Raw genomic sequence first — 12,049 nt, 5'->3', positions numbered from 1 at the left:
TCCGTCGTCGGCAGCGGCAGATGTGTATAAGAGACAGCCCTTCCCCCTCTCGACCGCGTACCTGCCGCGGGAGGCGACATTCGTGACGAATGTGCCTTCTGACCAGGTTTAACGCGACATTCGTCACGAATGTGCGTTCCGGCTGGGTCTGAGGCGAAGGCGACATTCGTGACGAATGTGCCTTCTGACCGAGAATAACGCGACATTCGTGACGAATGTCGGCGCGGCGCGGGGTGGGAGGGGGAAAGGGAGGGGTCAGCGGGCGAGGGCGCGGACGGCCTCGAGCGCGTCGGCGACGCGCTGCTCCAGGGTGCCGCCGTCCGGCTCGGCCACCCACCGGTCGAAGCCGATGCGGAATGCGGAGACCGCCGCATCGGCCGCGATGCTCGCGGCCGGCTCGCTCACACCGCGCTCGCGCAGGGTCGCGGCGGAAGCGGCGGCGAGAGACGCGAGCTTCAGCAGTTCGCGCTCCTGCAGACTCGGCGTCGCGGCGATGACGGCCGAACGCAGCCGCGAGAAGTCGTCGGCGCTCACGTGCGCGATGAGCCGGCACGCGGCGAGGACACCTCCACCCGCGGTGGCGAGCGGTGAGGAGTCGGCCGGGGCCGCAGCGATGGCGGCGACCACCGCATCCTGCAGGTCCGCGGATCCGGCGAAGAGGACCTCGCGCTTGTCGGAGAAGTGCCGGAAGAACGTGCGCTCGGTCAGGCCGGCGCGCTCTGCGATGTCGGCGACCGTCGTCTGCTCGAAGCCGCGCTCGCGGTAGAGCTCGAGAGCTGCCGCTCTGAGGCGGAGCTGCGCGTCCGGTGTCCAACGTCCCACGGCGACAGTCTACCGACGAAAGCCGCACGCTGATGACAGCCACTGACATGAGTGATAGAGTCCATGACAGTCACTGACATCACGACACCTGGAGGTCACACAATGCGTGTTTTCGTCACCGGAGCATCCGGCTGGATCGGGTCGGCCGTCGTCCCAGAACTCATCGAGGCCGGCCACGAGGTCACCGGCCTGGCGCGCTCCGACGCGTCCGCGGAGCGCATCCGCGCAGCCGGCGCCCAGCCGCATCCCGGCTCGCTCGACGACCTCGAGAGCCTCCGGTCGGGAGCGGCGGCGGCCGACGCCGTCATCCACCTCGGCTTCAAGCACGACTTCGACCACTTCGCCGAGTCCGGCCGTACGGAGCGCGCGGTCGTTCAGGCCATCGGCGACGAGCTCGCCGGCTCGGGGCGTGCTCTGCTGTTCGCGTCCGGGCTCGCCGGGAGCCGGGGCCGCGTGTTCACCGAGAACGATCCGTCGCCGTTCTCCGGACCCGACGCACCGCGCGGCGGAGGCGAGACCTTCGCCTTCGAGTACGCCGATCGCGGAGTGCGGCCCGTCGCCCTGCGTTTCTCGCCGACGGTTCACGGGATGGGCGACCACGGCTTCACCGCGCAGCTCGCCCGCATCGCCCGGGAGCGTGGAGTGGCCGCCTGGATCGGCGACGGCTCCAGCCGTTGGCCGGCCGTCCACCGCAGCGACGCCGCACGGCTCGTCCGCCTCGCGCTCGAGCAGGCGCCCGCACGCGGGATCGTCCACGCCGTCGGCGAGGAGGGCATCCCGTCGCGTGCCATCGCTGAGGCACTGGGTGCCGCGCTCGATCTGCCCGCCGCATCCATCGCCCCGGAAGACGCCGAGTCGCATTTCGGCTGGATCGGCGCGTTCTTCGGGATGGACATCGTCGCCTCCGGCGCACTCACCCGGGAGCGCTACGGCTGGACCCCCACCGGACCGACCCTCCTGCAGGACATCGCCGCCGGCGCCTACTCGCGGGTTCCCGTCGCCGGCTAGGTCCTGCGCGGGTGGCCGGTCGGGAGTGCGCGCCGGCCGGTCACCTGCTTCATCACGAGGGTCGACGAGAGCTTGCGCACACCCGGGAGGGCCCCGAGCGGGCCGTCGAACAGCTCCTGGTACGCCGGGAGGTCCGTGGTGAGCACCCGGAGCATGTAATCGGGATCGCCGAACAGCCGCTCGGCCTGCACGACGTTCGGGATGTCGAGGACGCCCGCCTCGAAGGCGCCGACGGTGTCCGGATCGGTGCGGTCGATGCGGACGAAGACGATCGCCTCGAAGTCGAGGCCGACAGCGGCGGGGGAGACCACCGCGCGGTAGTGCTCGATCGCCCCCGAGCGCTCCAATTCGCGGACCCGGCGGTGGCAGGGCGACAGGGTCAGTCCGACCCGGTCGGCCAGGTCGGTGAGACTGATCCGTCCGTCCTCTTGAAGCACCGAAAGGATCTCGCGGTCGATGGCGTCCATGGGGTGGATTCTTCCACGGTCCGCTCAGGAGTGCTCACTATTGGGAAGCACCTTCGTCGCCGATTGGCATAGATTCCTGCCCATCACCGATAGGCGAGTGGAGGCGGACGATGACAGCAGCGGCGATCTTCGGATTCTGGGGTGTGTCGACCCTGCTCGTCCTGACGCCCGGCGCGGACTGGGCGTTCGCCATCGCGGCGGGAGCACGTCGCCGCGCCGTCCCCTCGATCGCCGGGATCGTCACCGGCTATGCCATCGTCGTGCTCGCGGTCGCCGTCGGCGTCGGAGCCCTCGTGGCCGCGAACCCGCTGCTGCTCGGCGCGCTGACGATCGGCGGTGCCCTGTACCTCATCTGGATCGGGCTGAACGGCCTGCTGCGGGCGCCGGCTCCCCTGATCGACCCGAGCGAAAGCGTCGCCTCCACGTGGAGCACGTTCTTTCGCGGCGCGGGCGTGTCCGGATTCAACCCCAAGGGTCTGCTCGTCCTGCTCGCGCTGGTGCCGCAGTTCACCTCGCGGGAGACATCCTGGCCGCCGGCCGCACAGATGCTGCTGCTCGGCGGTCTGTTCGTCGCGACCTGCGCACTCGTCTACTCGGGAGTCGCGCTGCTGTCCCGTTTCGTGCTCGTCGGTCGTCCGCGCAGTGCGGCGGTGGTCGCGCGCATCTCGGGCGCCGCGATGACGCTCATCGGTCTCGCGCTGCTCGTGGAACGAGCGGTGCAGTGGCTGTCCGCATCCTGACCCTAAAAGAGGTGGCTGCCGTTTCGTACGGATATCCGCTGTAATAATACGAACCAGTCGGTCCAGAGGGGCTGGCTACCCGAACAGGCCCAGGTCTTCCGCCGGGCCGATGCAGCCAGAGGTCCCGATTGCCGTCTCCCCGCTTGCGCGCGTTCACTTCGCGCGCCATCTCCTGCCTGGCTATCGCCGCGATCGCGACCTCGGTGAGCGGCTTCTCGGTGCTTCCGGCCGCAATCCCCGCGACGGCATCCCACGACGCCCGCTCCGCGACAGCCGATCCGGCGGACACGCCGAGCGACCCGCCGGCGTCGACGGATACGCCGGCGCCGACCGACGGCGCGACTCCGACCGACGGCGCCGCACCGATGGACACCGCTGCCCCCACGGATACGCCGGCCCCCACGGATACGCCCGCGACCACGGATACGCCGGCGACCACGGATACGCCGGCGACCACGGATACGCCGGCGACCACGGATACCCCGGTGCCGAGCACGTTCGCCGGACCCCCTTCCCGCGTTCTGTACATCGCCATCCCGCACCCCGACGACGAGTTCGAGGCGGCCTCCTTCTACGCCAACAGACCCGACCTGTACAAGGTGTTCGTCCTGATGACGCGCGGCGAGTCCACGTACCATTGCGGGGCGGTCGGGTACGAGCTGAGCCTTCTCGGCGGCGCTGCACCGGCCAATCCGGCGCCTCTGGGGATGCACACCGCGTCCTGCGAGCGTGCCAGGCTCAATTCCTGGCTCGGCTACTTCTCTGCGATGTCCGCATCCGACCCGACGATGCCCGGTGCGTTCGGGCCGCCTGTCGTCATCCCACCCTTCCCGTCGCAGGGAGTGGCGCTCGCGCGCGAGCCCCGGGTGCCGGAAGACCGGCCGGCGATCGGCTCCGCGCCGCAGGCACCCGCATCCCCGACCTCACCGGCCACCGCGCCGCCCGCTGGTTCGCCATTCACGGATACGACAGCACAGGTCTGGACCGACACCCTTGGGCGCGGCGCCCTCATCGACTTCGACCTCGGGGACGGCGACCTCACACAGGCGAAGGTCGCGTGGGCTATGCGAACGGTCCTCGCCAACAGGGCGGCACTGGGCGTGGACACGACGCTGCCGGACGCGGGAATGGTCTCCGCTTACAGCAACCTCGCCGACAACCACTGCTTCGTGTACACGCACGCCGATCACGCCGCTGTGGCCAACGCCCTCCGCAACACCGACTTCGGTCTGCGCCTCCAGTCGGTCGCGACCTGCCGGACCGATCCGGGCGCAAGTGAGACGACCGCCGTGCCCGCGAACGTGCTGCACGGCGCCTTTCCCGCTGACGGCTCGGTCGGCGCTTTCGCCGCGAACTACGGCTGGCTGGACACGCCGGAGATCTCGCCCGCGAACCAGAGCTCGCTCTTCATGGGCATCCAGAGCTTCGATGTGCGGCACCAGCACCTCCCGAGCACGCGGATCAGCGGTGGCGACCGGTATGACACGGCAGTAGCGGTCTCTCGGGCCGCTTACCCCGGCACCGCGCCGGTCGTCTACCTCGCATCCGGCGTCAACTACCCTGACGCGCTCTCCGCCGGCGCTGCTGCTGCAGCCCAGGGCGGACCGCTCCTGCTGACGTCCCCGAGCGGGCTGCCCGACGTCGTCTCCGCCGAGATCGCTCGGCTCCGTCCTAGCCGCATCGTCGTGGTGGGCGGAGTGAACGCCGTCTCGCCCACGGTGTCGGATGCGCTCTCGAGTCTGGCGGCCACCGTAGTGCGCCTGGCGGGTAGCGACCGCTACGACACCAGCCGTCGCGTCGCCCAGTACGCCTTCGCTGCGGGCCCCGTGCCGATCGCGTACGTCGCGAGCGGCTCCAGCTTTCCGGACGCGCTGTCGGCGACGGGAGCTGCAGGCAGCCAGGGCGGCCCCGTGCTGCTGACACCGGGCGGCGATGCGACCGGCTCCGCTGTGGCGGCGACGCTGAGCGCGCTGGCACCGAAGCGCATCGCGGTCGTCGGCGGCCCGAACGCGATTCCGTCCGGCCTCGATGGCGCGCTCCAGAGGATCGCACCCGTCCAGCGTCTCGCCGGTGGCGACCGCTTCGCCACGAACGCCGCGGTGGCCGCCTACGCGTTCGCGAGCGCGCCCACCGCGCTGATCGCTTCCGGGCTGAACTTCCCGGACGCGCTCACCGGGGCGGCGTGGGGAGGGACCGCGCACTTTCCGCTGCTCCTGACCAACGGGTCCTGTCTGGTCAAACCGGAAGCAGATCGGCTCCAGACCCTGAGTGTCGACGCAACCACCATCGTCGGCGGCACGAGCGTCGTGAGCGACGGTGTCGGCCGGGGGAATGCCTGCTGACCTCGGGCCTCAGGGCGCGACGGCCTGCTGGGCGCCGCGGCTGTCCACCACGCGGGTCGCGTCCGGGCACGCCGCGCGCGCAGTCACGCCGAGGAGCTCGTTGGCCTTCTCCGGGGTGAGCGAGTACCCCTTCGTCTCGATCGAGATCACCTGCGCGTAGAAGTCGGTCGACATCTTCGGCGACCGGAGGGTGGCGCAGGTCAGCTCGGTGAACTCGCCGACCGTGTCGGCGCTCACGTCGTCGACGGTGGGAAGCGTGTGCACGTAGTCGAGGACTGCGGCGTCCGCCCGGGAGAGAGGCGGGGCGGAGCTGGGAGCAGTGGAGCCGTCGTGCGAGGTTCCCGCGGACGAAGCGGGGGTGCCGGACGCGGCGGGCCGGATATCGTTCGGGTGCTGCGTCACGGCGGCCACGATGACCGCGCCGGCGACGACCACGACGGCCGCCACGCCGGCGGCCAGGGCACCAGTCGTGCGCTTCATCGAGTCGGAGAGGGCGGCTGCTCGTCCCCGTTCTGCGTCTCCAGCCCCTCGGGACGCGCCGGGGCCGCGTCCGCCTGTCCAGTCTCCGCCTGTCCGGCCGCCGCCTGTTCGGCGTCCAGCTTCTCCGCGATCTCCGCGCGGTACCGCACGCGCCGGATGCGGCGCACCATGTCGATCACGAGGAGCACGACCACCACAGCGAGAACGAAGGTGACGGCGAAGCCGACGACACCCGGTGTCACCGAGTCGTCGCTGGGTGCACCCGACGGCGTCGGCGCGGGCGTCGCTGCCAGCCGTACCCAGGCATGCAGAAGGGCGTCGGTCTCGGGCATCGCGGTCTCCACTTTCGCGTCGATCGGAGAACTGCGACCGGCCGCTCTCGCGGCGGCATTCACAGCTTTCTCTCCTAGTCTGGTTTCAGCCTACCGTCGCCCGACGGGAGGCTCCCGAGCGGGAGGCGGAGCTGGACGGCATGGCGGTGCACGCATGACGGCGACCCCGACGCTCGATACCCGGTACGGCCGCACGCCACGACGCAAGCGGCGCGACCGCTGGCTGCTCGTCGGCGGCGCGCTCGCCGTGCTCGCGGTCGTCACCGCGTGGGTGTTCTGGGCCGGCTGGGACAACGACCAGGCCAACCTGGAGACGACAGACACCGCGTACACGATCCCGGACGACCACCACGTCGACATCTCGTTCACGATCAACGCCCCCGTGGGGACTCCGGTGACCTGCGCCATCCAGGCCCTCAACGAGGACTTCGCGATCGTCGGCTGGCGCATCGTCCAGTACCCCGGTTCCGACAGGCGTGTGACCACTCATACCGAGGCGATCCGAACCATCATGAAGCCCAACACGGGTTTGATCAACACCTGCTGGCTGACCTAGTATTGTGCGGATACGCCCCGGCCGTGGCCGGGGCGTCGACTTTAGCACCGGTACCGAATCGGCCTCTCAGCCACGGTGCTATCAACTGCAGTGGCGTCAGCCGCAGGCGCGAAGGAGTTCATCATGTCTCAGGAGTCTCAGGTCACGTTTCTGACCCAGGACGCGTACGACCGTCTCTCGGCCGAACTCGAGGAGCTCAGCGTCAATGGCCGTAACGAGATCGCGAAGCGCATCGAGGCGGCCCGCGAAGAGGGCGACCTCAAGGAGAACGGCGGCTATCACGCGGCCAAGGAGGAGCAGGGCAAGATCGAGGCCCGCATCGTCCAGCTCACCAACCTGCTGCGTCACGCCAGCGTCGGCGCGGCTCCCGAGAGCCACGGCGTCGTCGAGCCCGGGACCGTCATCACCGCCACGATCGCGGGTGACGAGAGCGTATTCCTCATCGGCAACCGTGAGATCGCCTCCGGCACCGACCTTCCGGTCTACAGCGAGCAGAGCCCGCTCGGTGCGGCGATCCTCGACCTCAAGGTGGGCGACAAGACCGAGTACACGGCGCCGAACGGCCGCCGGATCCCCGTCGAGATCGTCAAGGTCGACACCTACACCGGCCAGTGATGCACCGCCACTGACTCACCGGCCAGTGACTCAGCCCGCGTTGTAGGCGGGGTGGAGCGCGATCAGGAGGGTCGCGGTCCAGTGGCAGAGGAAGGCCAGCACCGTCAGCGTGTGGAAGATCTCGTGGAAGCCGAACCGCCCGGGGAACGGGTTGGGCCGCTTCATCCCGTAGATCACCGCGCCGATCGTGTAGAGCAGACCGCCGATCAGCACCAGGATCATCATGGCGACGTTGGCGTGCAGCAGGTCGACGACGTACGCCACGGCCGCCCATCCCAGAGCGACGTAGATCGGGACGTACAGCCAGCGCGGCGCTGTGATCCAGAAGACGCGGAAGCCGATGCCGATCAGCGCCCCCGCCCACACCAGCGAGAGCAGCAGGATGCCCTTGCTCGGCGGCAGCGCCAGCACGGCGAGCGGAGTGTAGGTCCCCGCGATGAGCAGGAAGATGTTGGCGTGGTCGATGCGCTTGAGCAGCACCTTCGTGCGCGGTCGCCAGTCGAACCGGTGGTACAGGGCCGAGTTGCCGAACAGCAGCATCGACGTCAGCATGAACACGGCCGAGGCCCACTTGGCGGGCGCGCCGTGCGCCAGCGCGATGAGGACGATGCCCGCGGCGATCGTGACCGGGAACGTCCCCGCATGGATCCATCCGCGCCATGTTGGCCGGATGTCGGCCGGATGAGCGGGGGAGGCATCCAGCAGCGGGATGTTGGGCAGTTCGGGGCCGCCGTCACGCGCGTCGTGCTCGTCCGCCTGCACGGCGGCATCCGACGCATCCAGCGCGTTCTTCGGCTCGTTCAAGAACTCGGCGACATCCTCCGGGTCGCCGTGATCCCCGGTGCTGCCGGGGCGCGGGCTCTTTCGGGACGACATGGCTCAAGCGTAGGGGAACGGCGGTGCCGGGATGCTGTGAGCCGCGCCCGCGGTGCCCGCGCTAACGTAGCAGCGTGAGCAGACGACAGACCCCGGAGGGCCGGTTGCAGCCCAGTGGGCTGCTCTACGGGCTCTACCAGAAGCGGATCAAGCGCTCGCTCAACCGTGAGGCGCTTCCCAAGCACGTGGCCATGATCATCGACGGCAACCGGCGCTGGGCGCGTCAGGCGGGACTCAGCACGGTGGCGCACGGCCACCGGGCGGGGGCTGCCAAGATGCGCGAGTTCCTCGAGTGGTGCGACGAGCTCGGGATCGAGGTCGTCACCCTCTATCTCCTGTCCTCCGACAACCTGACGAACCGCGAGAGCGCGGAGCTCGGCGACCTCATCGAGATCATCGCGCAGCTGGCCGGCGACCTCTCCCGCTACGGCGACTGGAAGGTCAAGCACGTGGGAACGACGACCGGGCTCCCCGCTCGCCTGGTCGAGGCGCTGGCCGACGCCGAGAAGAGCACGACGGGCAACACGGGGATGCACATCAACCTCGCGGTCGGCTACGGCGGCCGCAAGGAGATCACGGATGCGATGCGCAGCATCGTGGCGGCGCACTCCGCCGAGGGCGGAAGCCTCGAGACGCTGGCCGACCTGCTCACGCCGGACCTGATCGGCGAGCACCTCTACACCGGAGGCCAGCCGGATCCCGACCTCGTCATCCGAACCTCGGGGGAGCAGCGGCTCAGCGACTTCATGCTGTGGCAGAGCGCGCACAGCGAGTTCTACTTCGTGGAGGCGCTCGGACCGGACCTGCGCGAGGTCGACTTCCTCCGTGCCGTCCGCGACTACTCGCGTCGGCAGCGGCGGTTCGGCGGCTGAGCCGGTTCGGCGGCTGTGGACGGCATCCGGCAGAATCGACAGGTGACGACGGTCGAGGAGTACAGCAGCGGTTTCCGTGAAGAGCCCGGATATCTGGACTACGGGAGGGTCGGCCCGCTCTCGGCGACGGTTCGCGCCGAGACGATCGGGCAGTACGAGATCCTCTCCAAAGCGCGCCACGGCACCATCGAGCGGATGCGCGCGGAAGATCAGCGGGTGCGCGACGGCGTCAGCGCGCTCACGCGATTCCCGGCCGACCAGGTCGTGTTCCAGCCGAACGCCTCCAGCGGCCTGCTGCACGCCGCTTTCGGCCTCACCGGCGGCGAGGTTCTCGTCGCGCTCTCGGAATTCCCTTCGCTCACCTACGCGGCCGAGCGTGCGGCGCAGGCGCTTCGTGTCATCACGCCGGCCTGGCTCGCGACCGACCAGGGCCGGGTGACGCCGTCGGGCCTGCGGGAGCAGCTGACCGACAGCACGGTCGCCGTGATGGTCAGCCTGGTGGACTCGCGCACGGGCTACCTCGCGGACATCGACGGCATCCGCCAGGTCATCGGCGACCGCCTTCTGATCGTGGACGCCATCCAAGGATTCGGCGTGGTGGACGCCCCGTGGGAGGTCGCCGACGTCGTCGCAACGGGCGGCCAGAAGTGGATGCGCGCCGGCTGGGGCACCGGATTCCTCGCCCTCAGCGAGCGGGCCCTCGACCATCTGACGCCCGTGTTCAGCGGCTGGACGGGCTCCGGCCCCGATCAGCCCTGGGACGAGGTGCGCGACCCGGTGCGCGGCGCGAGCGCCTTCTCGATCTCCAACCCCGATCCCATCGCCGAGGCCCGCTTCGCCGCGGCGCTGGAGGAGGTCGCAGCGGTCGGTGTGACGGCCATTGCGGCCGCGGTGGCGGACAATGCCGAGCGGATCCTCCAGCTCGCGGACGAGTTCGCCGTGCCGGTGGCCTCCTCGCGCAGCGGGAACGAGCGCGCCGGCATCATCGTGCTGGAGCCGCTGCCCGAGCAGCTCACCGCGCTGAGCGCCTCCCTCCACAACCACGGCGTGACGGCGTCGGTGCGGGCGGCCAGCGTTCGTCTGAGCGTGCACGCCGGGACGACGGAGGAGACGTTCGACATGCTCCGGGCGGCATTCACGTCGTACGCGTCGGTCGCCTGAGCGCGGTTGTTCGGTTCAGCGCTTGGTCGCCGGTTGCGTCGTGGTCGGGCGCCGGCTGCGCGCAGTCGCGGGCTGCCGTTCCCTGCGTGTTCCCGAATGGGGGGTGAATGTTCACGCGCACGAAACACGACACGCGGCAAGCCGGTCGACCCGTGTCGGCGGCCGGGCGTAGGTTCGCGGTATCGGGCACCGCGCCCGATCGAGACGGCCACGTAAGTTCGTTTCGAAACCCAAGCGGCCGACTCGCCTGAGAGATCCGCCGGCTCCCGAGGGAGCGGCGGGGTGGGAGTGGTCGTGGCGGAATCAACAACCCGACAGGCAGCAACCCGGTCGAACGGCTCGGCGGCAGGCGCGGCGAAGACGAGCGAGCGCACGTATGTGCTCGACACGTCCGTCCTGCTCTCCGACCCGAAGGCCATCTTCCGGTTCGCGGAGCATGCTGTCGTCATCCCGGTCGTCGTGGTCAGCGAGCTGGAAGGCAAGCGCAACGACCCCGAGCTCGGCTACTTCGCGCGGCAGGCGCTGCGCAACCTCGATGACCTGCGTGTCGAGCACGAACGGCTCGACTTCCCGATCCCCGTCGGTGAGGGCGGATCCCTGCGCGTGGAGCTGAACCACTCCAGCATGTCGGTCCTGCCGAGCGGGATGCAGCTCGGCGACAACGACTCCCGCATCCTCGCCGTCGCCCTCAACCTCGCCAACGACGGACTCGACGTCACGGTCGTCTCCAAGGACCTGCCGCTGCGTGTGAAGGCCGCCTCCATCGGCCTGGCGGCGGAGGAGTACCGGCACGAGCAGGTCGTCGACTCGGGATGGACGGGGCTCGCAGAGATCGACCTCGGCAGCGACCGGATGGCGTCCCTCTACGAAGACGAGTGGATGCGCACCGACGCCGTCGCCGGGCTTCCGGTGAACACCGGCCTCGTCATCCACTCGGACCGCGGTTCCGCCCTCGGGCGCGTGGTCGCGGAGGGCGAGGTGAAGCTCGTTCGCGGTGACCGCGATGTGTTCGGATTGCACGGCCGCTCGGCGGAGCAGCGGCTCGCTATCGACCTGCTCCTCGATCCGGAGATCGGGATCCTGTCGCTCGGTGGACGTGCCGGCACCGGCAAGTCGGCCTTGGCCCTGTGCGCCGGGCTCGAAGCGGTGCTGGAGCGCCGGCAGCACAAGAAGATCATGGTGTTCCGTCCGCTGTACGCGGTCGGCGGCCAGGAGCTCGGCTACCTGCCCGGCGACCAGGGCGAGAAGATGAATCCGTGGGGCCAGGCGGTCTTCGACACGCTCGGCGCCCTGGTCTCGCAGAACGTGCTCGACGAGGTGCTCGACCGCGGCATCCTCGAGGTGCTGCCGCTCACGCACATCCGCGGACGCTCGCTGCACGACGCGTTCGTGATCGTGGATGAGGCGCAGTCGCTGGAGCGCAATGTGCTGCTGACGGTGCTGAGCCGCATCGGGCAGAACTCGCGGGTCGTGCTCACGCACGACGTGGCGCAGCGCGACAACCTCCGCGTCGGCCGCCACGACGGCGTCGCCAGTGTGATCGAGACGCTCAAGGGTCACCCGCTCTTCGCCCACGTGACGCTCACCCGCTCGGAACGCTCCGCGATCGCCGCCCTCGTCACCGAGATGCTGGAGGCCAACGAGCTCGCCTGACCCGCCCCCACCTACGCCCCACCGTCGAGTACACGAAGACTGCACGCGGAGAACGTTCTCCGCGTGCAGTCTTTGCGTAGTCGATGGTCTGTCTCTTATACACATCTGACGCTGCCGACGACGGA

Annotated in this window: 13 protein-coding genes; 8 read left to right on the top strand and 5 right to left on the bottom strand. The window is 69.7% G+C overall.

The features are described 5' to 3' along the window. Positions 1 to 255 precede the first annotated feature (255 nt). Positions 256 to 822 (bottom strand): TetR family transcriptional regulator, encoded by a 567-nt coding sequence (locus ACPYOG_RS16525; protein ID WP_481295258.1) that lies wholly within the window; start codon positions 820 to 822, stop codon positions 256 to 258. A gap of 102 nt (positions 823 to 924) precedes the next feature. Between ACPYOG_RS16525 and ACPYOG_RS16520 the strand changes: the two genes are divergently transcribed. Next, positions 925 to 1,830, top strand: a complete 906-nt coding sequence (locus ACPYOG_RS16520) for an SDR family oxidoreductase (protein WP_481295257.1) — start codon at positions 925 to 927, stop codon at positions 1,828 to 1,830. On the opposite strand, the gene ACPYOG_RS16515 is transcribed toward ACPYOG_RS16520, so the two are convergent. Continuing rightward, the gene (locus ACPYOG_RS16515; protein WP_090037672.1) at positions 1,827 to 2,297 is read right to left on the bottom strand and encodes an Lrp/AsnC family transcriptional regulator; all 471 of its coding nucleotides are present in this window, start codon (positions 2,295 to 2,297) and stop codon (positions 1,827 to 1,829) included. The genes ACPYOG_RS16520 and ACPYOG_RS16515 overlap by 4 nt on opposite strands. A gap of 110 nt (positions 2,298 to 2,407) precedes the next feature. Here ACPYOG_RS16515 and ACPYOG_RS16510 point away from each other — a divergent pair, with 110 nt between their 5' ends. Then, positions 2,408 to 3,037, top strand: a complete 630-nt coding sequence (locus ACPYOG_RS16510; protein WP_481295256.1) for a LysE family translocator — start codon at positions 2,408 to 2,410, stop codon at positions 3,035 to 3,037. A 143-nt stretch (positions 3,038 to 3,180) separates the two neighbouring features. After that, entirely contained in the window at positions 3,181 to 5,379 is a 2,199-nt protein-coding gene (locus ACPYOG_RS16505; RefSeq protein ID WP_481295255.1) for a cell wall-binding repeat-containing protein, read from the top strand. A 9-nt stretch (positions 5,380 to 5,388) separates the two neighbouring features. On the opposite strand, the gene ACPYOG_RS16500 is transcribed toward ACPYOG_RS16505, so the two are convergent. Together ACPYOG_RS16500 and ACPYOG_RS16495 are read right to left on the bottom strand one after the other, a co-directional pair. Beyond that, entirely contained in the window at positions 5,389 to 5,859 is a 471-nt protein-coding gene (locus tag ACPYOG_RS16500) for a hypothetical protein (RefSeq protein ID WP_481295254.1), read from the bottom strand. Continuing rightward, positions 5,856 to 6,191, bottom strand: a complete 336-nt coding sequence (locus tag ACPYOG_RS16495; protein WP_481295253.1) for a hypothetical protein — start codon at positions 6,189 to 6,191, stop codon at positions 5,856 to 5,858. The genes ACPYOG_RS16500 and ACPYOG_RS16495 overlap by 4 nt, the downstream gene beginning before the upstream one ends. Positions 6,192 to 6,345: 154 nt before the next feature. Between ACPYOG_RS16495 and ACPYOG_RS16490 the strand changes: the two genes are divergently transcribed. Together ACPYOG_RS16490 and greA are read left to right on the top strand one after the other, a co-directional pair. After that, positions 6,346 to 6,747, top strand: a complete 402-nt coding sequence (locus ACPYOG_RS16490) for a DUF4307 domain-containing protein (protein WP_481295252.1) — start codon at positions 6,346 to 6,348, stop codon at positions 6,745 to 6,747. A gap of 123 nt (positions 6,748 to 6,870) precedes the next feature. Then, complete coding sequence (gene greA, locus ACPYOG_RS16485; protein ID WP_481295251.1) at positions 6,871 to 7,362, top strand: transcription elongation factor GreA; 492 nt, start codon at positions 6,871 to 6,873, stop codon at positions 7,360 to 7,362. Between the two features lie 30 nt (positions 7,363 to 7,392). Here the strand turns inward: greA and trhA are convergent, their stop codons facing one another. Further along, positions 7,393 to 8,238 carry a PAQR family membrane homeostasis protein TrhA gene (gene trhA / locus ACPYOG_RS16480; RefSeq protein WP_481295250.1) on the bottom strand — a complete coding sequence of 282 codons (846 nt, stop codon included), beginning with the start codon at positions 8,236 to 8,238 and terminating at the stop codon, positions 7,393 to 7,395. A gap of 74 nt (positions 8,239 to 8,312) precedes the next feature. On the opposite strand from trhA, the gene ACPYOG_RS16475 reads away from it, so the two are divergent. From ACPYOG_RS16475 to ACPYOG_RS16465, 3 genes are all read left to right on the top strand, one after another. Continuing rightward, the gene (locus ACPYOG_RS16475) at positions 8,313 to 9,110 is read left to right on the top strand and encodes an isoprenyl transferase (RefSeq protein ID WP_481295249.1); all 798 of its coding nucleotides are present in this window, start codon (positions 8,313 to 8,315) and stop codon (positions 9,108 to 9,110) included. Positions 9,111 to 9,152: 42 nt separating this feature from the next. Further along, entirely contained in the window at positions 9,153 to 10,271 is a 1,119-nt protein-coding gene (locus ACPYOG_RS16470) for an aminotransferase class V-fold PLP-dependent enzyme (RefSeq protein ID WP_481295248.1), read from the top strand. A gap of 288 nt (positions 10,272 to 10,559) precedes the next feature. Continuing rightward, positions 10,560 to 11,924 carry a PhoH family protein gene (locus tag ACPYOG_RS16465; protein ID WP_244528020.1) on the top strand — a complete coding sequence of 455 codons (1,365 nt, stop codon included), beginning with the start codon at positions 10,560 to 10,562 and terminating at the stop codon, positions 11,922 to 11,924. The last annotated feature ends 125 nt before the right edge of the window (positions 11,925 to 12,049 follow it).

Source organism: Leifsonia sp. HAY1-4F, assembly GCF_056755275.1.
Note: the sequence above shows the minus strand (reverse complement) of the source record. Positions and strands in the feature narration are given on the sequence as shown.

Coding starts and splice junctions, on each gene's coding strand:
- ACPYOG_RS16510 (WP_481295256.1), top strand. CDS start 2,408: ATGACAGCAGCGGCGATCTTCGGATTCTGGGGTGTGTCGACCCTGCTC.
- ACPYOG_RS16500 (WP_481295254.1), bottom strand. CDS start 5,859: ATGAAGCGCACGACTGGTGCCCTGGCCGCCGGCGTGGCGGCCGTCGTG.
- greA (WP_481295251.1), top strand. CDS start 6,871: ATGTCTCAGGAGTCTCAGGTCACGTTTCTGACCCAGGACGCGTACGAC.
- ACPYOG_RS16515 (WP_090037672.1), bottom strand. CDS start 2,297: ATGGACGCCATCGACCGCGAGATCCTTTCGGTGCTTCAAGAGGACGGA.
- ACPYOG_RS16490 (WP_481295252.1), top strand. CDS start 6,346: ATGACGGCGACCCCGACGCTCGATACCCGGTACGGCCGCACGCCACGA.
- ACPYOG_RS16495 (WP_481295253.1), bottom strand. CDS start 6,191: ATGCCCGAGACCGACGCCCTTCTGCATGCCTGGGTACGGCTGGCAGCG.
- trhA (WP_481295250.1), bottom strand. CDS start 8,238: ATGTCGTCCCGAAAGAGCCCGCGCCCCGGCAGCACCGGGGATCACGGC.
- ACPYOG_RS16520 (WP_481295257.1), top strand. CDS start 925: ATGCGTGTTTTCGTCACCGGAGCATCCGGCTGGATCGGGTCGGCCGTC.